The organism is Pseudactinotalea suaedae, assembly GCF_009733815.1.
GTDB lineage: Bacteria > Actinomycetota > Actinomycetes > Actinomycetales > Beutenbergiaceae > Pseudactinotalea > Pseudactinotalea suaedae.
In genome coordinates this window covers 583,503-607,025 of the sequence record NZ_WNXY01000001.1, presented here as the reverse complement: position 1 = coordinate 607,025, position 23,523 = coordinate 583,503, and the positions used below count along the sequence as shown (strand labels likewise).

21 protein-coding genes are annotated in these 23,523 nt (G+C 72.8%); 8 read left to right on the top strand and 13 right to left on the bottom strand.

Going from position 1 to position 23,523, the window contains the following annotated elements; translation table 11 throughout:
• Nucleotides 1-5: 5 nt before the first annotated feature.
• The 5 genes from GPA04_RS02810 to GPA04_RS02790 form a co-directional block, all read right to left on the bottom strand.
• Nucleotides 6-350: a hypothetical protein gene (locus GPA04_RS02810; RefSeq protein ID WP_156222070.1), complete on the bottom strand. Its 345-nt coding sequence runs from the start codon at nt 348-350 to the stop codon at nt 6-8.
• Nucleotides 347-715, bottom strand: coding sequence for a DUF948 domain-containing protein (locus tag GPA04_RS02805; RefSeq protein WP_156222068.1), 369 nt, complete (start codon nt 713-715; stop codon nt 347-349). Before GPA04_RS02805 ends, GPA04_RS02810 begins: the two co-directional genes overlap by 4 nt.
• Before the next feature lie 140 nt (nt 716-855).
• Nucleotides 856-1,485: a 30S ribosomal protein S4 gene (gene rpsD, locus GPA04_RS02800; RefSeq protein WP_156222066.1), complete on the bottom strand. Its 630-nt coding sequence runs from the start codon at nt 1,483-1,485 to the stop codon at nt 856-858.
• A 167-nt stretch (nt 1,486-1,652) separates the two neighbouring features.
• The gene (locus GPA04_RS02795) at nt 1,653-1,952 is read right to left on the bottom strand and encodes a hypothetical protein (protein WP_156222063.1); all 300 of its coding nucleotides are present in this window, start codon (nt 1,950-1,952) and stop codon (nt 1,653-1,655) included.
• Between the two features lie 68 nt (nt 1,953-2,020).
• Nucleotides 2,021-3,379, bottom strand: a complete 1,359-nt coding sequence (locus tag GPA04_RS02790) for a replication-associated recombination protein A (RefSeq protein WP_156222061.1) — start codon at nt 3,377-3,379, stop codon at nt 2,021-2,023.
• A 61-nt stretch (nt 3,380-3,440) separates the two neighbouring features.
• On the opposite strand from GPA04_RS02790, the gene GPA04_RS02785 reads away from it, so the two are divergent.
• From GPA04_RS02785 to GPA04_RS02775, 3 genes are read left to right on the top strand one after another with little or no spacing between them, the layout of a single operon-like run.
• Nucleotides 3,441-4,634, top strand: coding sequence for an MFS transporter (locus tag GPA04_RS02785; protein ID WP_156222059.1), 1,194 nt, complete (start codon nt 3,441-3,443; stop codon nt 4,632-4,634).
• Between the two features lie 4 nt (nt 4,635-4,638).
• Nucleotides 4,639-5,400, top strand: a complete 762-nt coding sequence (locus GPA04_RS02780; protein ID WP_206674085.1) for a hypothetical protein — start codon at nt 4,639-4,641, stop codon at nt 5,398-5,400.
• Nucleotides 5,397-6,080, top strand: a complete 684-nt coding sequence (locus GPA04_RS02775) for a DUF4166 domain-containing protein (RefSeq protein ID WP_156222057.1) — start codon at nt 5,397-5,399, stop codon at nt 6,078-6,080. Before GPA04_RS02780 ends, GPA04_RS02775 begins: the two co-directional genes overlap by 4 nt.
• A 30-nt stretch (nt 6,081-6,110) precedes the next feature.
• Here the strand turns inward: GPA04_RS02775 and GPA04_RS02770 are convergent, their stop codons facing one another.
• Entirely contained in the window at nt 6,111-6,476 is a 366-nt protein-coding gene (locus GPA04_RS02770) for a VOC family protein (RefSeq protein ID WP_156222055.1), read from the bottom strand.
• An 84-nt stretch (nt 6,477-6,560) separates the two neighbouring features.
• A complete protein-coding gene (ligD, locus tag GPA04_RS02765) occupies nt 6,561-7,517 on the bottom strand; it encodes a non-homologous end-joining DNA ligase (RefSeq protein WP_156222054.1) in 957 nt (318 codons plus the stop codon).
• A 51-nt stretch (nt 7,518-7,568) separates the two neighbouring features.
• Between ligD and GPA04_RS02760 the strand changes: the two genes are divergently transcribed.
• Nucleotides 7,569-9,836 (top strand): MMPL family transporter, encoded by a 2,268-nt coding sequence (locus GPA04_RS02760; protein ID WP_241680548.1) that lies wholly within the window; start codon nt 7,569-7,571, stop codon nt 9,834-9,836.
• A gap of 69 nt (nt 9,837-9,905) precedes the next feature.
• Here the strand turns inward: GPA04_RS02760 and GPA04_RS02755 are convergent, their stop codons facing one another.
• From GPA04_RS02755 to GPA04_RS02735, 5 genes are all read right to left on the bottom strand, one after another.
• Complete coding sequence (locus tag GPA04_RS02755; RefSeq protein WP_206674084.1) at nt 9,906-10,619, bottom strand: GNAT family N-acetyltransferase; 714 nt, start codon at nt 10,617-10,619, stop codon at nt 9,906-9,908.
• Nucleotides 10,616-12,430 carry an aspartate--tRNA ligase gene (gene aspS, locus GPA04_RS02750; protein ID WP_156222051.1) on the bottom strand — a complete coding sequence of 605 codons (1,815 nt, stop codon included), beginning with the start codon at nt 12,428-12,430 and terminating at the stop codon, nt 10,616-10,618. Before aspS ends, GPA04_RS02755 begins: the two co-directional genes overlap by 4 nt.
• Nucleotides 12,431-12,510: 80 nt before the next feature.
• Nucleotides 12,511-14,208, bottom strand: coding sequence for a GTPase (locus tag GPA04_RS02745; RefSeq protein WP_156222049.1), 1,698 nt, complete (start codon nt 14,206-14,208; stop codon nt 12,511-12,513).
• Entirely contained in the window at nt 14,205-15,893 is a 1,689-nt protein-coding gene (locus GPA04_RS02740; RefSeq protein ID WP_162458500.1) for a GTPase domain-containing protein, read from the bottom strand. Before GPA04_RS02740 ends, GPA04_RS02745 begins: the two co-directional genes overlap by 4 nt.
• 8 nt (nt 15,894-15,901) lie before the next feature.
• Nucleotides 15,902-16,801, bottom strand: coding sequence for a LysR family transcriptional regulator (locus GPA04_RS02735; protein WP_156222045.1), 900 nt, complete (start codon nt 16,799-16,801; stop codon nt 15,902-15,904).
• 82 nt (nt 16,802-16,883) lie between these two features.
• On the opposite strand from GPA04_RS02735, the gene GPA04_RS02730 reads away from it, so the two are divergent.
• Both GPA04_RS02730 and GPA04_RS02725 read left to right on the top strand, forming a co-directional pair.
• Nucleotides 16,884-17,594, top strand: coding sequence for an aspartate/glutamate racemase family protein (locus GPA04_RS02730; RefSeq protein WP_156222043.1), 711 nt, complete (start codon nt 16,884-16,886; stop codon nt 17,592-17,594).
• Nucleotides 17,595-17,751: 157 nt separating this feature from the next.
• The gene (locus GPA04_RS02725; RefSeq protein ID WP_241680547.1) at nt 17,752-19,530 is read left to right on the top strand and encodes a DEAD/DEAH box helicase; all 1,779 of its coding nucleotides are present in this window, start codon (nt 17,752-17,754) and stop codon (nt 19,528-19,530) included.
• On the opposite strand, the gene hisS is transcribed toward GPA04_RS02725, so the two are convergent.
• The gene (gene hisS / locus GPA04_RS02720) at nt 19,527-20,876 is read right to left on the bottom strand and encodes a histidine--tRNA ligase (RefSeq protein ID WP_156222040.1); all 1,350 of its coding nucleotides are present in this window, start codon (nt 20,874-20,876) and stop codon (nt 19,527-19,529) included. The genes GPA04_RS02725 and hisS overlap by 4 nt on opposite strands.
• 213 nt (nt 20,877-21,089) lie before the next feature.
• Between hisS and GPA04_RS02715 the strand changes: the two genes are divergently transcribed.
• Nucleotides 21,090-21,878: a peptidylprolyl isomerase gene (locus tag GPA04_RS02715; protein ID WP_156222038.1), complete on the top strand. Its 789-nt coding sequence runs from the start codon at nt 21,090-21,092 to the stop codon at nt 21,876-21,878.
• The gene (locus tag GPA04_RS02710) at nt 21,875-23,512 is read left to right on the top strand and encodes a DUF349 domain-containing protein (protein WP_241680546.1); all 1,638 of its coding nucleotides are present in this window, start codon (nt 21,875-21,877) and stop codon (nt 23,510-23,512) included. The genes GPA04_RS02715 and GPA04_RS02710 overlap by 4 nt, the downstream gene beginning before the upstream one ends.
• Nucleotides 23,513-23,523 lie beyond the last annotated feature (11 nt).

Genomic DNA, 23,523 nt, shown 5'->3' with positions numbered 1-23,523 from the left:
GATTCCTAGAAGTAGTCGGTTCCGTCGTCGGGAAAGACCTCGTCGGTCTCACCCTCGACGGCGTGGGGTCGGCGAGCGCGGTGCGCAGCCCTGCTCTCGCGGGCCTGGGCCAGGGTCTGCTCGTCGGGCAGCAGCGCGTTGCGGAGCGCCTCCTCGTTCTGGGCCATCGACTCGCGGAGCTGGGTGCCGAGCGCCGAGACGTTCTCGGCCAGCGAGCCGATCGAGGCGGCGATGCCGGCCGGGCTGACCGCGGCCGCGACGCCGTTGACGCGGTTGTTCAGCCGCGACACCTGCTGCAGCACCACGACCGTGACGGCGACGCCCACACCGATCCACAGCAGCCGCTTCATGAGCGGTCCGCCTTGTCCTCGCCGGAGCGGCTGAACAGCCCGCGCACCGCCATCGAGAACGCGGCGACCTTGATCAGCGGGGTCCCCACGGTCGCCGAGATCAGCGACGTCAGCGCCGAGACGTTCTGCGAGGTCTCGGCCGCGGCGGTCGTCACGGTGTCGACCTTGGCGAGCTGGCCGTTGGTGGTCGAGATCGTGACCGCCGCCTCGTCGATGACCGGCAACGTGTGCTCGGTGACCTGCTTGAGGCTCTCGCGAGTCTCGTCCAGCACCTTGCCCAGCTTGATCAGCGGCACGGCGAGCGCCCCGACGAGCAGCACGAACGCGATCGCTGCGATCAGACCAGCGACGTCACCGATGTTCATGCGAGTCCTTCCCGAAGGTCCTGGAACCGGCTCAGGAGATCCTGGAGGTGCCAGGAGGTCCTGGAGATGCAGTTGCGCCGCCGGTCGGTCCGGCGGATGCCGAGCCTACCGACGGCGCAAGCGGTCTGCGTTCGCTGACGTCAGCGCGAGTAGTGCTCGACGACTAGCTGGACCTCGCACGTGACGGGGACCTCGGCGCGCTTGGGGCGGCGCACGAGCTGGAAGCGGAGCTTCTCGAGGTCGACGTCCAGGTACGGGGGCAGGTTGGGCAGCACGTCGCGGTGCGCGCCTGCGGCGGCGACCTGGAACGGCACCGTCGTCTGGCTGCGCGGCTTGACCTGCACGACCTGGCCCGGCTTCACGCGGAAGGAGGGGCGGTCGACGATCTGGCCGTCGACGAGGATGTGACGGTGCGTCACGGCCTGGCGGGCCTGGGCGATGGTGCGGCCGAAACCGGCGCGCAGCACGAGGGCGTCGAGACGCATCTCGAGCAGCTCGACCAGCGACTCACCGGTCAGGTGCGGCTCACGGCGGGCCTCGTCGAAGGCGCGGCGGAGCTGGACCTCGCGGAGCCCGTACTGGGCGCGCAGACGCTGCTTCTCCTTCAGACGCACCGCGTAGTCGGACTCGTTGCGACGGCGCGCACGGCCGTGCTCACCCGGGGGGTAGGGACGCTTCTCGAAGTACTTCACGGCCTTGGGCGTGAGGGCCAGGCCGAGCGACCTGGACAGACGCACCTGACGGCGCGTGCGATCGGACGATGCGGGCATGCGGGTTTTCTCTTCCTGTCGTGGAACTGCTACGTCACGCTCCCGCCACCGAGGCGGGGCGCGGGGTCAACTCCACGGACGCAGGTACATCGTCCGGTCGGCTAAGACCCCAGGGTGTCGGCCCGGCATGACGCCGGACGGACAAACCACGACAGTCTAGCGCACGCTCAACGACGACCCTTCCCCATGCCGCGGCTGCTGCTGCGCCGAGAGCTACCCCCGCTGCGGCGTGAGCTGGACGAGGTCCGGCGGCTGCTCCGGCTGATCGAGGAGCGGCGCTTGCCCCCGCTGGAGGAACCGCTGGAGCCTCGCGAGCGGGACCCGCCCCAGCCGCCGCTGCTGCGGTTGCGGTTGCGGCGGTAGCCGCTGCCGGTGTCGTCGTAGCCGGAGTCCCCGCGGAAGAGGCGCCAGAGCAGGCTGATGACCACGACGATCACGAGGAGCACGATCAGTCCGGTGGTGTCCATGCGCCCACCATGGCATCGCTCGGCTCCGAGGGCACGCCATCGATCAGGGAAGAGCTGCCCATCGAGGGCTAGGAGCCGCCCGCACGACCCAGGATCTCGCGGATCTTGCCGAGCCGGTCGGATATCCCGCGCTCGTAGCCCCGGTCGCTGGGCTGGTAGTAGCGGGCGCCCGCCAGGTCGTCGGGCAGGTACTGCTGGGGGGCGACGGCGTGCGGGGCGTCGTGCGAGTACTGGTAGCCGGCGCCGTGGCCCAGCCGTTCCGCGCCCGCGTAGTGCGCGTCCCGGAGGTGGGCGGGGACCGTGCCGATCCGACCGGCCTCGACATCGGCGATCGCCTTGCCGATCCCCAGGTAGGACGCGTTCGACTTCGGGGCGGTCGCCACGTGCACCACCGCCTGGGCCAGGATGATCCGCGCCTCCGGCATCCCGATCAGGGCGACCGCCTCCGCGGCGGCGATCGCCGTCTGCAGTGCTGTGGGGTCGGCCATGCCGACGTCCTCGGAGGCGGCGATGACCACCCGGCGGGCGATGAAGCGGGGGTCCTCGCCCGCGACGACCATGCGCGCGAGGTAGTGCAACGAGGCGTCGACGTCGCTGCCGCGCATCGACTTGATGAACGCGCTGATGACGTCGTAGTGCTGGTCGCCGGCGCGGTCGTAGCGCACCGCGGCGACGTCGATCGCCCGGGAGACCGCCTCCGTGGTGATCGTCGTGTCACCGACCTCGAGCGTGGTGCCGGCGGCGGCCTCGAGGATCGTGAGCGTCTTGCGCGCATCGCCGCCGGCGAGCCGCAGCAGCTGCTCGCGGGCCTCGTCGTCGATGTCGACCCGGCCGGCCAGGCCACGCTCGTCGACCAGGGCACGCTCCACGAGGGCGGCGAGGTCCGCCGTCGTGAGCGGGCGCAGGGTCAGCATGATCGAGCGGGACAGCAGCGGTGAGATGACCGAGAAGCTGGGGTTCTCGGTGGTGGCGGCCATCAGCGTGACCCAGCGGTTCTCGACGGCGGGCAGCAGCGCGTCCTGCTGGGTCTTGGAGAACCGGTGCACCTCGTCGATGAACAGGACGGTCTCACCACCGCCGAGCGAGAGCCTGCGGCGTGCCTCCTCGATGACCGCGCGCACGTCCTTGACGCCCGCGGTCACCGCTGAGAGCTCGGTGAAGCGGCGCCCGGAGGCGTGCGCCACCAGATAGGCCAGCGTGGTCTTGCCGGTGCCCGGCGGGCCCCACAGGATCACCGACGACGGCGGCAGGCCACCCTGCTCCGGTTCCGCGATCAGCCGCCGCAGCGGCGACCCGGGCTCGAGCAGATGTCCCTGCCCGACCACCTCGTCCGCCGTCGCGGGCCGCATCCGCACCGCGAGGGGTGCCGACCGGTCGACGGCCGGCACGCCGGAGTCGTCGGTCGAAGCCGCCTCGAACAGGTCCACCCCCTCAGCCTAGGCACCCGCGCGCCTCGCCCGGTCCGGGTGGTCTGCAAGGATCGCGGCGATGCCACCCCCACCCGGACCGCAGCGGTTGCCGCTGTCGCTCACGGTCGTCTTCGGCCTCGTCGTCGTGATCGCGTTCGGGTCGTGGTTCTACGGCTACGGCGTCCTGGTGTCGCCGATCGTGGCCGAGGAGGGTTGGTCGGAGGCGGCCCTGACGACGACGTACGGGCTCGGCATGCTCGCCAGCGGCGTGGGTGCGGTGCTGACCGGGCGGGTGATCGACGCCCACGGTCCACGCGTGGTGTTCCTCGCCGCAGCCGTCGGCGTCGCTGCGGGCACCGCGGTGACGGCGACCGCGACAGCACCGCCGGTCTTCGTGGCCGGGGCGATCGCGACCCAGTGCGTCGTCGGGGCGGCCGGCTACTACACCGCCGTGCACGCCAGCATCGCCCGCCTGGCACCGGCCGACCGCACCCGGGCGATCACGGTCAACACCCTCTGGGGAGCCTTCGCCAGCCCGGTGTTCCTGCCGCTGATGGCGCTCGCCGCGCACCAGTGGGGCTGGCGTGGGGCGATGGGCGCCGCGGGTGGGGCGGTCGTGGTGATCTTCACCGTCGCCGGTCTGGTGGTACCGGTCCCCACCGGCGCCGCCCCGCCGCGACTCGGGCTGGTCGCCGGGCTGCTCGCCGCCTGGCGGGACCCGGTGGTGCGGCGGCTGCTGGTCACGGCAGCGTGCGGCGGGGTGACGTGCTCGGTGCTGTTCCTCTACCAGGTCCCGGCCATGGTCACCGCGGGGCTGGCGCTGGCGACCGCCTCGGCGTTCGCGGGCCTGCGCGGGGTCTTCCAGTTCGTCGGGCGGCTGCCGCTGCCCTGGCTGGTGGGCCGCGTGGGAGCGCGGCCGCTGTTCCGCGGCAGCCTGGTGCTGATCGGCCTGGCGTCGTTGCTGCTGGTCGTGTCCGGTCACGTGCTCGTCGCCCTGCTGTTCGCGGTGCTGGCGGGCGTCGCCGTCGGGATGTTCACGACGCTCGAGAGCGTCTACACCGCCGAGCTCGTCGACGTGCGCACGATCGGTCTGGTGCTCGGCGCGTACGCCATGGCGCGCGGCGTGGGTTCGGCGATCGGCCCCAGCGCGGCGGGCCTGCTCACCGAGGCCACCGGCGGGCGGTTCCTCGCGCTCGCCGTCGCCGCGGCCGTCGCCGTCCTCGGTGCGCTCAGCGTGCCGAGCCGGCCGGCCGTCACGCGGGTGCCAGGATGAACGTGTGAGACGCAGGGGCGGGCGCGGCGACCCGATCTACGTCGAGACCATCGTTCGTGCACCGCTGGACACCGTGTGGCACCTCACCCAGGAGCCGGACCTGCACGTCCGCTGGGACCTGCGGTTCACGTCGATCCGGCACGTCCCGCGGCCCGACCCGGGGCGGCCGCAGGAGTTCCGATACTCCGTGCGGGTGCTGCCCGGGCTCACGATCACCGGCACAGGCCGCTCGCTCGGCGAGCGCGAGCGTCCCGACGGCACCCGCACCTCCGCGCTCGGCTGGGAACGCGACGGTGCGCTGTCACCGCTCGGCCCGGGTCGCGGCTACTGGCGCTATGTGCCCGTCAGAGGTGCGCACGGCACTGCCGTCAGGTTCCTCACCGGGTACGACTACGAGCCTGGCTGGGGCAGCGTGCCCGACCGGGTCGTGCGACCCCTGATCGGCTGGGCGACCGCGTGGAGCTTCGACGCGCTGCGGCTGTGGGCCGAGTGTGACCAGACTCCAGAACGCTCGCGGACGCTCGCCTTCCTCGACGTCGCCACGCGGGCTGCTGCCGTGCTCGGCGCGGCGCACCTGGCCCGCCGGCGCGGGCGAGTCGCGTACGTGCTCGCGACCGCCACCACGACGGCTCTCGTGCTGCTGCTCCCCGCGCCGGCCGGCGTGCCACGAGCGGCGCGGTGCCGCCGCCGGCCCCTGTCCGGTGCAGCCGCCCCACCGCCTGTCACCATCACCCAGGTGGGCGCGAGGAGGAAAGACCGACCATGAGCATCTTTGCGCGGGCGCTCGGCCCGGACTTCGACCGGCTGCACCCGATGATGCGACGCCGGTTCGGGGTCGCGGTCGCGGCGGGCTACGGATGTGTCGGGACCGGCACGATGGACCACGTGTGGCGCACCCGGGACTGGGTGCGCCCGTTCCTGTGGCTGGGCAGCTGGCGCAACATCCTCGTGCCCGTGAGCGGGCGTGACGTGCCGTTCACGATCGAGAACTATCCCTACCGCGACACGATCGGCCGGGAGACGGTCAGCTTCGTGCGGACCTTCGAGCTCCCGCGGCGGCGGGCGCGCTTCGACGCAACGATGGTCTACGACCGCCGCAGGGACGTGCTCGTGGACTACCTCGGGACCCACCAGCACCTCGCGACCGACCTCACGTTCGAGGTGACCGAGGGCGGCGGCCTGGTGATCCGTAGCCACGAGCAGCGCTTCTACGAGGGCCCGCTCCGGTTCCGGTTCCCCGCGGTGCTCACGGGTACCGCCGAGCTGCACGAGAGCTACGACGAGGCGGTCGGCCGCTTCCGGATCCGCGTCGAGGTCAGCAACCCGGTGCTCGGTCCGCTGTTCGGGTACGCGGGAACCTTCGCGTGCCGCTGGCCGGAGGTGGGCCCCGACGGCGAGGGCGTGCCGGCATCGGTCAAGCCACTGCGTGAGGAGCGGCGTCCCTGAGGATCATCCTCGCCGCACCTGCTCACACCACTAGCCGACAGGTTTGCTGGTCGAGAGCTGCAGCCGGTTCCCGAACGGGTCAGCCACGGCAGCCCACCAGCCGTACTCCTCGCTGACGACCGAGCGCGGCACGATGACCGACCCACCCGCGGCCTCGACGGCGGCCAGGTCCGCCTCGAGGTCGTCCGAGTCGAAGGTCGGGCGTAAGAAGCCGTCGGAGGGCGGCGCCTCCTCGACCTGCTCCAGCCCGGCGATCGGGGCGCCGTCGGCCGTGCTGAGCATCACGTACTCACCGAACGGGCTGGCCACCAGGCCGAACACCTCGCCGTAGAACGCGCTCGCACGCTCGACGTCGGTGACCCGCAGCTCCCAGAACCCCACCGTGGGACGTGCCATGTCGTGGTCCTCTCCTCGTGCCCGGACCCTCCGGGCTCACCACCATGACGCGTGAGCGGGTGGCGATTCGACAGGTGCCCGCTCTCACTCCTGCGGAGGTGGCTCGCCCTCGCGCTCGTCGCGCTCCGCCCACTCCAGCAACGGCGCGAGATCGAAGACGTGGTCGTCGATGTCGGCGTGCAGGTCGCCGATCTCGGCGTACCGCGCCGGCACGGTCGCGATCGTGAGGTCGCGCGGGTCGGCGTCGTCGATCTCGTCCCACCGGATCGGGGTGGACACACGTGCGTCGGGGACGCCCCGCACCGAGTACGCCGAGGCGATCGTGTGGTCGCGGGTGTTCTGGTTGTAGTCGACGAACACCAGCGCGGGGTCGCGGTCCTTGCGCCACCACGCGGTGGTCACGTCGTCGGCCGCGCGCCGCTCGACCTCGCGCGCGAACGCCAGCGCGGCGCGACGCACGTCCTGGAAGCCGTGCTCGGGCGGGATCCGCACGTAGACGTGCAAGCCCGAGCCGCCCGAGGTCTTGGGGTAGCCGACCGCGCCGAGCTCCTCGAGGACCTCGTGCGCCACGTGCGCGACGCGGCGGACCCTGTCGTAGTCGCACTCGTCCCCCGGGTCGAGGTCGATCCGCCACTCGTCCGGCTTCTCGACGTCGGCGCGGCGGCTGTTCCAAGGATGGAACTCGACCGTGGACATCTGCACAGCCCAGATCACGTGCGCGAGGTCGGTGACGCAGAGCTCGTCGGCGGTGCGCGAGTAGCGCGGGAAGAACACCTCCACGGTCTCCAGCCAGGGCGGTGCGCCGGCGGGCACGCGCTTCTGGTGGACCTTGTCCCCCGCCAGTCCGGAGGGGAACCGGTGCAGCATGCACGGCCGCTCGCGCAGCGCGTTGACGATGCCGTCGCCCACGGCGAGGTAGTACTGGGCGAGGTCGAGCTTCGTCGCACCGGTCTCGGGGAAGTACACCCGGTCGGGCGAGGTCAGCCGCACCGTGTGCGGACCGACCTCGATCTCGACCGGCGGGGTCTTGGCGGTGGCCACCTCACCAGCCTAGGTGCGGACCGGCCTGCAGCACCTGAGAGACTGACCGCCGTGTTCCGCCGTCTGGGTGCCGCCGCCGCGCGCCGACCCTTGCTCATCGTGCTCGTCTGGCTGGTGCTGGCGGCGACCTGGCTCGCGATCTCCGTGGTCGGCGTCACCGGTCAGGGGCTGTTCGACCGCCTGCACTCGGGCGAGCCGACCGTGCCGGGATCGGAGAGCCTGGCCGGGTCTCAGATCGTCGACGACGCCGCCACGAGCGGTGAGTCGATCACGCTCGCGCTGACCGATATCGACATGACCGACGGCGAGGCGCTCGCGCAGGTGCAGCGCTCGCTGAACGCCTTCCGTCCCAACGCTCAGGGCGTCGAGGGCGTGCTCTCGGTGATGGACCCGTTCCAGGTGCCCGGTGGGCTCGAGGACCCGGCCGCCGCGGCCCTGCTGTCCACCGAGGGCGACGGCTTCGTCGTCACCGTCACGCTCGAGCCCGACCTGGCCGAGCAGACCGAGGCCGACGCCCGCGAGCAGGTCGTCGACCTGCTCCGCGAGCTCCCCGCCGACATCGGCGGCGACACCGCTGGCCTGGTCTCCGGCTCCCACCTGATCACCGAGGAGATCGTCGGGCAGCTCGAGCGCGACCTCCAGCGTGGGGAGTTGGTCGCGCTGCCGCTGTCCCTGCTGATCATGGTGGTCGTCTTCGGCGGCTTCCTCGCCGCCGGGATCCCGATCTTCGGAGCGGTCGCCTCGATCGCCGGCGGTCTCGGGGCGCTCTACGCCTTCTCCTTCTGGCTCGACCTGGACTCGGCGGTCGTCAACGTCGTGACCGTAATGGCGCTGGGACTCTCGATCGACTACGGGCTGCTGATCGTCTCCCGGTACCGGGAGGAGATCCGGGCGGCGATGGCGCAGGCCGAGGCCGCGCCTACCCGGCGCAGCCGCAGCACGCACCGGCGCGGCAAGGACGAGCTGGTCCGCACCGCGCTGATCCGCACGATGTCGACGGCGGGACGCACGGTCGCGTTCTCGGGCCTCACCGTTGCGATCTGCGTCGCCGGGCTGATGGTGATGCGGGCCGACATCCTCAGGGCCGTCGGCGCCGCCGGGCTGTCGGTGGTGCTGATCGCGGTCACGACCGCGATGTCGCTGGTCCCGGCGCTCATCGCGCTGTTCGGCCGCAGGCTCACCCGGCCGGGGCTGCTCAGCAGGATCCCGGGGATCCGTGCGGTGATCGCACGCCTCGGTGACGTGGCACCCGAGCACGGCTTCTTCTCGCGACTGGCGACGCACACCCAGAAGCGCCCGTGGATCGTCGTGCTCGTGAGCACGGCGCTGCTGGTGCTGATGGCCAGCCCGCTCGCGGGCGTCCACCTGCGGAACTCGACGATCGAGCTCGTGCCCGAGGGCTCGGATCAGCGCACCTTCCTGACCTTGGTCCAGGACAGCTATCCCGCCCTCGCCGCTCCCCCGGTGAGCGTCGTCGTCGAGGCGGCCTCCGCCGTCGAGGTGGCCGAGGCGATCGCCGCGGTCGAGAACGTGACCGGGATCGATCCTCCTCAGGAGGTCGACGAGCGGTACTCGGTGCTCGGTGTCCGGCTCGCCACCGAGGACGCCGGCGGACCGACCGCGACCGAGGCGGTCAGCGCGATCCGCGACCTGCGCGACGCCGCGGGCGCCGACCTCGGCGAGTACTGGGTGATCGGCCAGGCGGCCTCCCAGCTCGACTTCGTCGACTCGATGGTCGAGGGCGCGCCGTACGCGGCCGCGCTGGTGGTGCTCGCGATCTTCGTGCTGCTGTTCCTCATGACCGGGTCCCTGCTCATCCCCCTCAAGGCACTCCTCGTCAACACCCTCTCCCTCGCCGCCGGCCTCGGGGTCACGGCGTGGGTGTTCGCCGAAGGACACCTCGAGGACGTGCTGGGCTTCACCTCGACCGGTGGCCTGGAGTCCTACGTCGTCGCGATGGCCGCGGCGTTCGGGTTCGGGCTCGCGATGGACTACGAGGTGTTCCTGCTCGCCCGCATCAAGGAGCAGTGGGACGCCGGCGAGGACAACGACACCGCGGTCCGCAACGGGTTGCAGCGCACCGGGCGCATCATCACCTCGGCCGGTCTCGTCATGATCGTGGTGTTCGGCGGCTTCATGACCGGCGAGATGCTCATCATCAAGCAGGTGGGGTTCGCGCTCGCCTTCACGGTGCTGCTCGACGCCACCCTCGTGCGGATGCTGCTCGTGCCCGCCACGATGACGATGCTCGGCCGCGCCAACTGGTGGGCCCCTGGGCCGCTGCGACGGCTGCACCGACGGTTCGGCATCGACCACTGACCGCCCCGGCGGCGCGCGCGTCGTCACGGAGACGGGGCACGCCGTCGAGGTCGGTGCCCGACGCGGCGGTCAGGGGCGCCGCGAGTCCGCGGAGTACGCGACGGCGAAACCGAGCCGGCGGTAGAGGGCGATGGCGCGGGTGTTGTCGGTGTAGACGCCCAGGCTGACCTGACCGGTCGCGGCCAGGCCACGACGGGTGATCGTGGCCGTCAGGGCGGCTCCGATGCCGCGGCCGCGCCACTGCTCGTCGGTCGCGACCGACCCGAGGTGCACCTCGTGCACCCAGTCGCCCGCGCCCGCCATGGCGCGCAGCCCGCCGTCGGGGTCGTACCACCCGAACCAGCGCATGTCGGGTCGGTCGAGGCTGGTGTAGGTGTTCGGGAGGGCGCGGCGCTGCAGCGCCGCCAGGTCCTCGCGCTCCCGTTCGAGGTCGACCTGCCGCACCCCGCTCTCGCCGGGGTGCTCCGGCGGGGCCTCGTGCGTCACCATCCACTCCCACCTCGCCCGTTGGGGCAGCGCGAGCCGGCTGAGCGTCTCCGGCGTCATCGCCTCCCACGCCTCGGGAGGCAGCGTGAGCACGGCGAGATCGTCGTCCAGCGCCCCGGCCAGACCGGCGAGCTCGACGGCGTCGCCCAGACCCAGCGCGGCGCGCCGCCCTGGGGCGTCGGTGACCGTGGTCACGAGCAACGCCCCCGGCGCGGTCGCGACGACAGGCTGCCGCCAGGTCGGCTCGCTCACCCGCACCAGCGGATGAGCGAGCCACTCGGCAGGGACGGTGCTCACGCCTCCGGAGGCGAGCCGGCTGCGGTCTCGGCGGGCGCCTTCTCAGCCGACCTCGGCTTGGCGTCGACACCCGCCTCCTTGCGCTGCTCGGGCGTGATCGGTGCCGGTGCCTGGGTCAGCGGGTCGTAGCCGCCGCCGGACTTCGGGAACGCGATCACCTCGCGCAACGAGGGCTCGCCGGCGAGCAGCATCACGATCCTGTCCCAGCCGAACGCGATCCCGCCGTGCGGCGGCGCGCCGTAGGCGAAGGCGTCGAGCAGGAAGCCGAACTTCTCCTGCGCCTCCTCCTCGCCCAGCCCCATGATCGCGAAGATCCGCTGCTGCACGTCGCGCCGGTGGATACGGATCGAGCCGCCGCCGATCTCGTTGCCGTTGCACACGATGTCGTAGGCGTAGGACAGCGCGTTCGCCGGGTCCTCCTCGAACCGGTCGATCCAGTCCGGGTTGGGCGAGGTGAACGCGTGGTGGGTCGCGGTCCACGCGCCGCCGCCGACGGCGACGTCGTCGTCCTCCCCCACCGGCTTGAAGAGCGGCGCGTCGACGACCCACACGAACGCCCATGCGCTCTCGTCGATCAGACCGCAGCGGCGGCCGATCTCCAGGCGCACCGCGCCCAGCAGCGCGCGCGCACCGGACGCCGCACCCGCGGCGAAGAAGATGCAGTCGCCCGGCTGGGCCCCGGCGGCCGCCACGAGACCGGCACGCTCGGCCTCGGACAGGTTCTTGGCGACCGGTCCGGTGAGCTCGCCGTCGGCGCCCACGAGCACGTAGGCCAGACCACGGTGGCCGCGCTGCTTCGCGAAGTCCTGCCAGGCGTCCAGGGTGCGACGCGGCTGGTCGGCGCCGCCCGGCATCACGACCGCACCCACGTAGGGCGCCTGGAACACCCGGAACGGGGTGTCGGCGAAGTACTCGGTCAGGTCCACGAGCTCGACGGCGAAGCGCAGGTCCGGCTTGTCGGTCCCGTACCGCGTCATCGCCTCGGCGTAGGTCATCCGAGCGATCGGACGCGGGATCTCGACGTCGATCAGCTGCCAGAGCGCGACCAGCACCTCTTCGGCGACCTCGATGACGTCGTCCTGATCGACGAAGCTCATCTCGACGTCCAGCTGCGTGAACTCCGGCTGCCGGTCGGCGCGGAAGTCCTCGTCGCGGTAGCAGCGGGCGATCTGGTAGTACCGCTCGAGGCCGCCGACCATGAGGAGCTGCTTGAACAGCTGAGGGCTCTGCGGCAGCGCGTACCAGGACCCGGGCGCCAGCCGTGCCGGCACGAGGAAGTCGCGGGCGCCCTCCGGCGTCGACCGGGTCAGCGTGGGGGTCTCGACCTCGATGAACCCCTGGTCGTCCAGGACCCGCCGGGCCGCCTGGTTGACCTTGGCACGCAGCCGGATGGCGTGCGCCGGAGCAGGACGCCGCAGGTCGAGGTAGCGGTACTTGAGGCGGGTCTCCTCGCCGACCACGCCCGACTCCTCGGACGCACCGGTGGAGACCTGGAACGGCAGCGCGGCCGCGCTGTTGAGCACGACGACGTCGGTCGCGACCACCTCGACCTCACCGGTGGCCAGGGACGGGTTCTCGTTGCCCTCGGGTCGCCGGCCGACCGTGCCCGTGACCTGCAGCACGAACTCGGAGCGCAACGGGTGGGCGACCTCCTCGTCACGGATGACGACCTGGGCGATGCCCGAGCTGTCCCGCAGGTCCACGAACGCCACGCCGCCGTGATCGCGGCGACGGTCCACCCACCCGGTCAAGGTGACGGTGGTGCCGATGTCGCCGAGGCGCAGAGCGCCGGCGTAGTGGGTTCGGAGCACGAGCAGAGATTCCCTTCGCGGAACGTGGGCAGGGCGCAGATGAGCGTCGTCGTCAGCCGGGCACGACGCGCCCGCCGATCCTACTTGCCCTGCGCCAGCGCAATCCCGTCGGCGAACGCCCGTGCGCGCGCGACACGCTCGGCCACGGGGACCAGCACGGTGCGGTGCGCGGTCTCCGACACCGAGCGGCGGAGCGCAGCGCGCGTGCGCGCCGACCTGCGCCTGGCCCCCAGCCGCGCGCACAGGCCCGACAGCAGCGCCACGAGGATGCCCAGCACCGCTCCCCCGACCAGCAGCGCAGTCGGCCAGGGGATCGCGGGGAACCCCGGTAGCGGCGGGTCCGCGGGCACCGGTCCGACCTGCGGCACCCAGGTGGCCTCGATGCGCAGGTAGCCGAGCACGGCGTAGGCGCCGAGCCAGAGCGCCCCGGCCAGGAACGCGGCGAACACGAGCCACTGCAGCGCCCCGATCAGGCCGAACCACCCGGGGTCCTCGCGTCCGGACAGCTCGGTGCGGACCACCGCCTGATCGAGCTCGTCCGGGAGCGTCGCTGCGGCATCGGTGGCGGCGCCGCGGATGTAGCTGCGCCACGGCTCGTCGGAGCCCGTGGCCGCGGCGTCACCGCTGGCCCGCAGCGCTGTGTGGACCTGGGCGCGCTGCACCGGCGAGGCCTGCGGGATCGAGGACGAGGTCAGGACCGGTCGGCCCTCCTCGTCGGCGGCGGGAGCGCGATCCAGGTGCAGGCGCCGCAGCGGGTCCGCACGGAAGCGGCCGACCCAGCGCACGAGCGGCCACCCGGTGCGCTTGCGTGCGCGCAGCCGGAACGAGGCGCCCACCGCGTCAGCGACACGGTCGACGCCGGCCGCGGCGGACAGCGCTGACAGCAGGCGACGCTCGGCGGTCGCGGGCAGCGCGGGGACGGCGTCCACGTGGTACGCCTCGTCGAGGCCGTCGGCCATGGTCGCGACGTCGGCGGCCAGCCTCGCCTCGGCGGCACGGCGGCGCTGGACGAGCCGCGCGATCGCGCGTCGGACCTCGTCGAGGCCCTCGCCGGTGCGGGCGGAGACACCGAGCACGCCTGCGGCGCGCAGACCGTCCTCGAGGAGGCGCTCCCGAAGATCCGCCAGCACCGGCGCGCGGTCGGCCTCGGCCAGCCGGTCGATCTGGTTGAGGAGCACCAGGGTCACCTCGGCGTGGCGGGCCATCGGGCGCAGGAACTGGGTGTGCACGACGTCGTCGGCGTACTTCTGGGGGTCCAGCACCCAGACGAGCACGTCGACGGTCTTGGCGAGCCGCTCCGCGCGGCGGCGGTGATCGGGGTTGACCGAGTCGATGTCGGGAAGGTCGAGCAGCACCAGACCGGCGACGTCGGCGCCCTCGGACCAGGCGCCCGGTCCCGTCCCGACCTCGTGGCGGCGGTCGACCTCCAGCCAGTCGAGCAGCGGCCGCGCGGCGTCGGCGTCCACACCGCGACCCGGCCAGATCACGGCGAGCGGGTGCGACGTCGTCGGACGTCGTGCTCCCGGTGCGGCGAGCTCGACGCCGGCGAGCGCGTTGAGCAGCGACGACTTGCCGCTGCCGGTGGCGCCGGCGAGGGCGACGACGGTGTGCGCCGCGGACAGCTCGCGGCGCCGCCCCACGTTGGCGAGCACCTCACGGGCGCGGTCGAGGGCGGCGGTCGGCCCGACCGCGCCGGGCGGCATCTCCTCGAGGGACCGCACCGCCTGGCGCAACCCCTCCAGGCGTGTGCTCAGGTCGGCGCGGTGCTTCGCCCTCATGCGGCGGACACCTGACGCAGCACGGCGTCCGCGGCGGCGCGGAGCTCGTCCGCGCCCGTGCCCTCGTCGGAGAGCAGGTCGAGGAAGCGGCGCTTCTCGGACTCCAGCAGCCGGTCGACGCGGGCGAGCAGGTCTTCGCGGGCCGTCAGCGCCAGCCGGCGCACGCCGTCCTCACCGAAGATCGCCTCGAGCAGCCGCTGCGCGAGCACCGCGGTGCCGCCCGCGATCGCGATCTCGGCGCCCATGAGTCCACCGGTGGCCGAGAACGCCAGGATCATCAGCACCACGCCGACGCCGTTGACACCGAACGCCAGCACGCGTGCGCTGGTGCGCTTGCCCTGCCCCTCGGTCCGGACGAGGTCGATGATGAAGTTCTGCCAGTCGCGGATCGTGGTCGCGGCGCGGTCGGAGAAGCCCTCGGTCGCACGATCCCAGCTGCGGCCGGCGAGGAGGGCGCGACCGGCTCCGTCCGCGAGCAGCCCCTGCTGCGCGCGCTCGGCGGCCGCGTCCGCCTCCGCCACCAGCACCGCGTGCAGGCCGTCACCGATCGCCTGCTGCACCTCCACCTCGGGTGGTGGCCGGCCCGTGATGAACGCACTGACCTTGTCGCGGATGCGACCGACGCGGGCCTCGAGGTTGCGGAAGAACTCGCCGGTCCCGATGAAGTCCTGCCACCGCGCCAGCACCTCACCGCGCAGCAGCGACCCGTCGCCGAGCGCCTCGGCGACCGCGTTGCCGGTGAAGGCGGCCTCCACACGGTGCCGCAGCTCGGCGCGCGTCGCGGCCTGCGCGGCCACCGCCGCCGCGAGCACGTACGCCTCCTCGGCGGCGTGGCGGGTGGCGCCGGCGAGGGTGCGGCGCACCACCTCGGCGCGCGAGGCCGCATCGCTGGTGAGCGAGTCGAGCCAGCGGCGCAGGTCCGCGACGGCGCCCTCCGGCAGCTGCCCGCCGTCGTCGAGCACCTGCTCCTGCAGCAGGAACAGCGGCGCGTTCGCCAGCCCTTCCTTGCCGAGCATCTGGTGCAGGTCGTACGCGACCTCCTCCAGCACGTCCCACGGGATGCGGTCGAGCACGATGGCGACCACGACGTCACGCTCGGACGCGCCGCGCAGCAACGCCCACGGCACGGCGTCGGCGTAGCGGTTCGCGGTCGTGACGAAGACCCACAGGTCCGCTGCCGCGAGCAGCTGCGCGGCGAGGTGGCGGTTGCTGTCCACCACCGAGTCGACGTCGGGTGCGTCGAGCAGCCCGAGCCCCTGCCGCACGCCCTCGTGGGCCACCAGCCGCAGGGCCGAGCCCGGTGCCGCCTCGGTGGCGTCGAGAGGTAGCCCGTGGCCGCCCTGGACCCGTGGGAGCCCGGGCAGGATCCGTTGGTCGGCGAACCAGCGCTCGTCGGCCGGGTGGTGGATGAGCACAGGGTCGCGGGTGGTCGGGCGCAGCGCACCCGGCCGGGTCACGGTGGCTCCGACGAGCGCGTTGACCAGCGTCGACTTCCCGGCGCCTGTGGATCCGCCGACGACGGCGAGCAGCGGCGCGTCGAGCTGGGCGTAGCGGGGGACGATGTAGTCGTCGAGCTGGTTCAGCAGCGCGCTCCGCAGCGCGCGGGCCTGCTCCGCGCCTGCCGCACCCAGCGGGTACCGGGCCCCGGCGACGGCGGCGCGCAGGTCCGCGAGCTCCGTCTCCATGGTCGCGATCATGCCAGGCGGGGCGCCGCGGACCGGTGCCGTTCGGCCCGTTCGAGCTCGCGCAGCACAGCGGCGGTGGCGGGCACGGTGCGAGCACCGCGGTGGTGGAGGGTGCCGTACCGGCGCGAACCGAAGCCGGCGACCGCCCGCACCTCGGGGTGCCGGTAGGCCTCGAGCGCCGAGCGGGGCAGCATCGTGACACCCAGGCCGGCGGCGACGAGCTTCTGCACCACCACGTAGTCGTCGGTGACGTGTCGCACCCGGGGCGTGAACCCGGCGGCGGCGCAACGCCCCACCGCGTGGGCGCGGCACTGCTCGCACCCGACGATCCAGTCCTCGTCCGCCATCCCGGCCATCGTGGCGCCGCCCTCGGCGAGGGGGTGAGCGGCCGGCAGCACGAGCAGCACCGGCTCCTCGCCCAGCGGGGACCACTCGAGCTCGGCGACGTCGGGGTCGGACTCGTAGTCGAAGACCAGGGCGACGTCAACGTCGCCCGAGCCGAGCAACCGGCGGGCCTGCGGCGGCTCGGCCTCGGTGAGCTCGACGTCGATGGCGGGGTGGTCCTGCCGGAGCCGCGCGAGGGCGTCGGGCACCACGGTGGCGGCTGCCGAGGGATAGGCGGCCAGCCGCACCCGCCCGCGTCGCAGCGCGGTGAGCTCGGCCAGCTCCTCTCCTGCCATGTGCAGCTGCGTCGCCAGCTCGTCGGCGCGGGCGAGCAGCACCCGGCCCGGCTCGGTCAGCTCGACCCCGGTGGAGGTCCGCACCAGCAGCGAGCACCCGGCGCTGCGCTCCAGCGCACGCAGATGCTGGCTCACCGCCGGCTGGGTCCATCCCAGCTCCCGGGCCGCGGCACTGATCGAGCCTGCCCGGACGACGTCCCGGAAGATCAGCACACGGCGGGGATCCATCGCGCCACCATAATCGCAGCTAATGGGAGCCCACAGAAGTTCGTGGGTTCCTTTGAGCCGGGTGGTCCGGTGAGATGGAGACATGCGCACGGTGGGACTGGTCGGAGGCATGAGCTGGTACTCGACGCTGGAGTACTACCGCGTCATCAACGAAGGCGTGCAGGCGGCACGCGGCGGGCACTCCTCGGCACCGATCGCGCTGCAGTCGCTGGACTTCGCCGAGGTCCGGAGCTGCCAGCTGGCCGACGACTGGGACCGTGCCGGTGAGCTCCTGGGAGCCGCGGCACGCCGCTGCGAGGCCGGCGGCGCCGAAGCCGTGATGATCTGCACCAACCTCATGCACCGGGTCGCCCCCGCCGTCGAGACGGCGATCGGCATCCCGCTGCTGCACATCGCCGACGCGATCGCGGACCGCGCCCACGCCGAGGGCTGGCGCACGCTCGGCGTGATCGGCACGCGCCGGGTCATGGAGGAGGACTTCTACACCGGCCGGTTGCGCGAGCGCGGGCTCGCCGTCGTCGTCCCCGACGAGCAGGATCGGGCCGAGGCCGACCGCGTGATCTTCGACGAGCTGACCCAGGGCGTCGTGACGGAGCGCTCACGCCTGAGGTTCGCCGGCATGATCGGCGCACTCCACGAGCGCGGTGCCGATGCCGTGGTGCTCGGCTGCACCGAGATCGAGCTGCTGGTGCGCCAGGGCGACGTCGACGTCCCGCTGCTGGACTCGATGCGGGTCCACGCTGAGGCGGCCGTCACATTCATCCTGGGCGACACGGGAGAGCCTGCCGCGTAGACTGGCCCTTCCTGCGGTCCTTCACGTGGCCGCGCCGCACTCGCCTCTCCCCGTCACCAACGCGCTCTCGTATGTCGCGTCCACGGCCCTCCGGCGAGCTCCTCGATGAAAGCCTGCCGCTGTGTCTTCTCTGTCTTCTGCCTCGTCCGTGTCGTCGGTGTCCGCTGACCCCGACCTCTCCCCCGAGGACTCCGCTCCCCCGACGGCGACCTTCGCCGACCTCGGCCTCCCCGAGGCCGTGCTCGAGCGGATCGTCCGCCTCGGCTTCGAGACCCCCACGGAGGTCCAGGCCGCGTCGATCCCCGCCCTGCTCGAGGGCCGCGACCTCGTCGGCGTCGCCCAGACGGGCACCGGCAAGACGGCCGCCTTCGGGCTGCCGCTGCTGGCGCGGCTCCAGCCGGGCGCCAGCGGGGTCCAGGCCCTGGTCCTGACCCCCACGCGCGAGCTCGCGCTGCAGGTCAGCGAGGCGCTGCGCACGATGGCGCCGCTGCGGGTGCGCGTGCTGGCCATCTACGGCGGCGCCCCGTTCGGGCCGCAGCTGCGACAGCTGACCGAGGGCGTCGACGTGGTCGTCGGGACCCCCGGTCGCGTGATCGACCTCATCAACCGTGGCGCCTTCGACACCTCGACGATCCAGACCCTGGTCCTCGACGAGGCCGACGAGATGCTGCGGATGGGTTTCGCCGAGGAGGTCGCCACGATCCTCGAGGGCACCCCGCCGACCCGCCAGACGGCGCTCTTCTCGGCCACCATGCCCAGCGAGATCCGCAGGGTCGCGCGCACCCACATGACCGACCCGGTCGAGGTCGCCACCACGCCGTCGGCGCCGACGACCACCTCGATCAACCAGACCTACGCCATCGTGCCGATGCGGCACAAGACCGGCGCCCTGATCCGGGTGCTCGCCACCACCGAGGCCGACGCCACGATCGTGTTCGTGCGCACCCGACAGATCGCCGAGGACCTCGGAGCCGAGCTCGTCTCCCGGGGCATCAACGCCGCGACGATCAGCGGTGACGTGGCGCAGGCCGAGCGCGAGCGCATCGTCAGCCGGCTCCGCAGCGGCAACCTGAGCGTGCTGGTCGCGACCGACGTGGCGGCCCGCGGGCTCGACGTCGACCGCATCGGCCTGGTCGTCAACTACGACGTGCCTCGCGAGACCGAGGCCTACGTGCACCGCATCGGCCGCACCGGTCGGGCCGGTCGCACCGGCACCGCGCTGATGTTCCTCACCCCCAAGGAGCGCTACCGGCTCACGGCGATCGAGCGCGCCACCCATGCCAAGGTCACCGAGGTGACGATCCCGACCCCGGTCGAGGTCAGCGCGCACCGCGCCGACACGCTGCTCGCGCAGCTGCCGGAGCGCCTCGAGCGCGGCCGCCTCGACCTGTACCGCGAGCGGATCTCGATCATGCTCGCGCAGTCCGGCACGGACCCGCTCGACGTCTCCGCCGCGCTGCTCGCGCTCGGCGTGGGCGACACCGGACCGCAGCCGCGCGAGGAGCGCGACGAGATGCGTGCGCACGAGACGTCCTTCGACGACGGCCCGCCGGCACGCGGAGCGCGCCAGCACGAGAAGGAGCGCGACCACGAGCGTGGCGGCTTCAAGCAGCACGCCCCCAGCCGTGGTGAGCACGGCCGCGGCCGCGGTTCAGGCACGGTCTACCGCGTCGATGTCGGACGCAACCACGGCGCGCGCCCCAACGCGATCGTCGGTGCGCTGACCGGTGAGGGTGGCCTGCGCGGGTCCGACGTCGGCAAGATCGAGATCTTCTCCTCGTTCTCGCTGGTGGAGATCTCGGCGCCGATCTCGCCCGAGAACACCCGTCGCATCGGCACGGCCCGCGTCGCGGGCCAGACCCTCAAGATCAGGCCCGACGGCGGTCGCCCGGGTCGGACGAGCCGCCACAGCGGGCCTCGCCGCCCCCGCGACTAGCCTCCCGGCACCACCTGCGGACGCAGGTCCGCCTCCGGCGGCGTCCAGGTGCCGGCGTCCGCCGCGACCTGCTCGCCGCTGCGGATGTCCTTGACCTCGCCGTCTCCGGGTTCGTCGGCGGTCGAGGGGAACCACACGAACGGGATGTCGCGGCGGTCGGCGTGCCGGATCTGCTTGCCGAACTTGGCCGCGACCGGGGCGACCTCGGTGGCGATGCCACGGGCACGGAGCCGGCGCGCGACGTCGTCGCTGCGGACCCGGGTGTCCTCGTCGACGACCGCGACGAGCACCGCCGTCGGGACCGCGCGCGTGGGGCGGACGATGCTCTCGCGGAGCAGCCGTGAGACCAGGCGGCTGACGCCCAGCGACATGCCGACGCCCGGGTAGGTGTGCGTGCCGTCGTCGACCAGCGAGTCGTAGCGACCGCCCGAGCAGATCGATCCCAGGTTCTCGTGACCGAGCAGGGTCGTCTCGTAGACGCTGCCGGTGTAGTAGTCGAGCCCGCGCGCGATCGCGAGATCGGCGACGACGACGCCCGGCACCTGCGCGGCCGCTCCCTCGACCAGTGCGACGAGCTCGTGCAGGCCCTGCTCCAGCAGCGGGTTCCGCACGCCCAGCGCCAGCACCTGGTCCGCCACCGAGGCGTCGGTCGCGGTGATCGAGGCGAGCTCGAGGCAGGCACGCGCCTGCTGCTCCGTGGCACCGACCTCGGTCTGCAGCGCGGTGACCACCCGGTCGGGGCCGATCTTGTCGAGCTTGTCGATCACCCGGAGGGTGCCGTCGACATCGGCGATCCCGATGCCCTCGTAGAACCCCTGGGCCACCCGCCGGTTGTTGACCGAGATCCGCACCGGCGGGACACCGATCTCGCGGAGCCGCTCGAAGGCGGCCGCCATCACCACCGGGACCTCGACCTCGTAGTGCGCCGGCAGCTCGCCGGGCGCGACCACGTCGATGTCGGCCTGCGTGAACTCGCGGAACCGGCCGTCCTGCGGCCGCTCCCCGCGCCACACCTGCTGCACCTGGTACCGCTTGAACGGGAACGTGAGCTTGCCGGAGTTCTCGGCGACGTAGCGTGCGAACGGGACCGTGAGGTCGAAGTGGAGGCCGAGCTGGGACTCCCCCGCCTCGTCATCGGTGGCCTGCAGCCGGCGCAGCAGGTAGATCTCCTTGGACGTCTCGCCCTTGCTGAGCAGCGACTCCACCGGCTCGACGGCGCGGGTCTGCAGGCCGGCGTATCCGTACAGCTGGAAGGTCGACGTCATCACGTCGAGCACGTGCTCCTCGACCACGCGGCCCCCGGGGAGCCACTCGGGGAAACCGGACAGCGGTGCGACTCGAGCCATGCCGAGCATCATTCCATCCGCGCACGGCTGCCCAGATCCACCGCCGCGAGGCGCGCATCCGGCCCGCGACCGGGTGGGTTGTGACCACACCGTGACCTCCACATGGTGGCCAGGCGGCGCTCGCTGCTGTGGCTTTGCCTACACTGTGGGCGGGTTTCGGCGGCTGCCAGACCCATGTGCGCGCCCGGGAGCGGGCGCCGGCGAGGAGGTCACGTGCCGAGCAAGCGCGAGCGCGACTACGCGCGCCGCCGCTACCAGAAGCAGGCTGCGCGAGCCGCGAGGAACGCTCGGCTGCGCCGAGAGCGGTTGGTCGTCATCGTCTGCACGGTGCTGGGGTTCGGCGTGCTGCTGGGCGGGTTGTTCTTCGCCAACCGCGCCGGCCAGGACGCTGCGCAGACGCCGACGCCACCCACGACCTCCGACGCGGCCACCGACCCTGCCGCGCCTGCTCCGCTGCCCACCACCAACCCCGAGCAGTACGAGGCGGCCCCGCCGGCCACCGACTCGCTCGGCCAGGACTGGGACGTCACGATCACGACCAACGTCGGCGACGTGACGATGGTGCTGCACGGCGCCGACGCCCCGCAGGCCGTGGCGAACTTCGTGTTCCTCGCGCAGAACGGCTTCTACGACGGCACCGCGTGCCACCGGCTGCTGCCCGCGTCGCTGCTGCAGTGCGGCGACCCGACCGCCACCGGCCAGGGCGGCCCCGGCTACGCCTGGGGTCCGGTCGAGAACGCCCCCGAGGACGACGTGTACCCGGCAGGCACGGTGGCGATGGCCCGTGTCGGTGGCGACGGCGAGAGCATGGGCTCGCAGTTCTTCCTGGTCTTCGCCGACGTGCCGCTGCCGTCCGACGCGGCAGGCGGCTACTCGGTCTTCGGAGAGATCACCGGAGGCCTGGACATCCTGCAGCAGATCGGCGCCGCAGGAACCCTGGACGGCGGAACGGATGGTCGGCCCGCCGTCGACGTCATCATCACCGGTGTGGAGGTCGCGTGACCGAGCAAGTGGACGCCCAGCACGAGAGCGTGATCCGGTCGATGGCCGGTCCGCTCCCCGTGGAGCCGCGCGCAGCGCTCGCAGCGCCTTCACCCGCCGAGGAGGCCGCTGAGGTCATGCCGGCCCCGGAGGAGACCGCCGAGGCCACCCCGGAGCCCGAGGAGACCGCCGAGGCCACCCCGGAGCCCGAGCAGGCCACCGAGGCCACCCCGGAGCCCGCGCCCGCACCGAGCCCGGCCCCGCGCCCCGGCCCGGCACCCAAGCCCAGCGCGATCCGGCGTGCCGGTCCCGCAGCGCCGGCGGCCGCCGGTGCTGCCGCGCCCGCCGCTCCGGCCGGCGCCGCAGCCACGGCAGCCTCGTCCGAGGCACCGCTGGACCCGGCGCTGGTCACCGCGGCGGCACAGTTCGGCCGCGTCGACGGCGAGGGCAACGTGTACGTCACGGACACCGATGGCGAACGCGTCGTCGGCCAGTTCCCCGACGCGCCGGCCGAGGAGGCGATGCTCCTCTACATCCGCCGCTACCTCGATCTCGAGGCCCAGGTCACGCTGTTCGAGGCGCGGCTGCCGCAGCTCAACGGTCGCGACATCGACACGACGGTCGCCAACCTGACGTCGGCGCTCGGGGAGCCGGCCGCGGTCGGCGACCTGCCCGGCCTCCGGGCACGGCTCGCGACCCTGACCGACAAGGCGACCGAGCGCAAGCACGCGCTCGCCGCCGAGCGGGAGGCCGCCCGGGCGAAGGCGCTGGCCGAGCGCACGGCGATCGTCGAGCGAGCCGAACAGCTCGCCGCGATGGACCCGGCACGCGTGCAGTGGAAGACACAGGGCGAGGAGCTCCGCACCCTGCTGGAGACGTGGAAGACCGCGCAGCGCTCCGGCGTTCGCCTGGACCGCAAGGAGGAGGAGGCGCTCTGGAAGCGGTTCGCCAAGGCGCGGGGCACGTTCGACCGCAACCGGCGCAGCCACTTCTCCGAGCTCGACGCCCAGCACAAGCAGGCCAAGGCCGCCAAGGAGGCGCTGATCGCCCGCGCCGAGGCGCTGCAGACCTCGACCGACTGGGGTGCGACCTCAGCGGCGTACCGCGATCTCATGGACGAGTGGAAGCGCTCAGGGCGCGCCTCGCGCAAGGAGGACGACGCGCTGTGGGCACGGTTCCGTGCCGCTCAGGACGTGTTCTTCGAGGCCCGCAAGGCCGACAACGCCCAGACCGACGCGACGTACGCCGCCAACCTCGAGGTCAAGAACGGCATCCTCGCCGAGGCGGAGGCCCTGCTGCCCGTGACCGACGTCAAGTCGGCCAAGGCCGCCCTGCACAAGCTTCAGGACCGCTGGGAGGCGGCGGGCAAGGTCCCGCGCGACGCCATGCAGCGCACTGAGGCCCGGATGCGTGCGGTCGAGCAGGCGATCCGTTCCGCGGAGGACTCGCAGTGGCGCAGCTCGAACCCCGGCAAGCGCGCCCGTGCCGAGGGCTTCGCGGCGCAGCTCGAGGCCTCGATCGAGCGTCTCGAGGACGACCTCGCGAAGGCCGAGCGCACCGGCAACGAGGGCAAGATCCGCGCCGCTCGCGAGGCCCTGGAGGCCCAGCGAGCCTTCCTTGCCTCAGCGCTGCGCGCCGCCGACGACCACAGCTGAGCGACCGGTCC

Bases quoted from the DNA above. Each gene is read 5' to 3' on its own strand.
- GPA04_RS02810 (WP_156222070.1), bottom strand. From the start codon at position 350: ATGAAGCGGCTGCTGTGGATCGGTGTGGGCGTCGCCGTCACGGTCGTG.
- GPA04_RS02770 (WP_156222055.1), bottom strand. From the start codon at position 6,476: ATGGCACGTCCCACGGTGGGGTTCTGGGAGCTGCGGGTCACCGACGTC.
- GPA04_RS02740 (WP_162458500.1), bottom strand. From the start codon at position 15,893: ATGGAGACGGAGCTCGCGGACCTGCGCGCCGCCGTCGCCGGGGCCCGG.
- GPA04_RS02785 (WP_156222059.1), top strand. From the start codon at position 3,441: ATGCCACCCCCACCCGGACCGCAGCGGTTGCCGCTGTCGCTCACGGTC.
- GPA04_RS02735 (WP_156222045.1), bottom strand. From the start codon at position 16,801: ATGGATCCCCGCCGTGTGCTGATCTTCCGGGACGTCGTCCGGGCAGGC.
- rpsD (WP_156222066.1), bottom strand. From the start codon at position 1,485: ATGCCCGCATCGTCCGATCGCACGCGCCGTCAGGTGCGTCTGTCCAGG.
- GPA04_RS02730 (WP_156222043.1), top strand. From the start codon at position 16,884: ATGCGCACGGTGGGACTGGTCGGAGGCATGAGCTGGTACTCGACGCTG.
- GPA04_RS02805 (WP_156222068.1), bottom strand. From the start codon at position 715: ATGAACATCGGTGACGTCGCTGGTCTGATCGCAGCGATCGCGTTCGTG.
- GPA04_RS02745 (WP_156222049.1), bottom strand. From the start codon at position 14,208: ATGAGGGCGAAGCACCGCGCCGACCTGAGCACACGCCTGGAGGGGTTG.
- hisS (WP_156222040.1), bottom strand. From the start codon at position 20,876: ATGGCTCGAGTCGCACCGCTGTCCGGTTTCCCCGAGTGGCTCCCCGGG.
- GPA04_RS02795 (WP_156222063.1), bottom strand. From the start codon at position 1,952: ATGGACACCACCGGACTGATCGTGCTCCTCGTGATCGTCGTGGTCATC.
- GPA04_RS02775 (WP_156222057.1), top strand. From the start codon at position 5,397: ATGAGCATCTTTGCGCGGGCGCTCGGCCCGGACTTCGACCGGCTGCAC.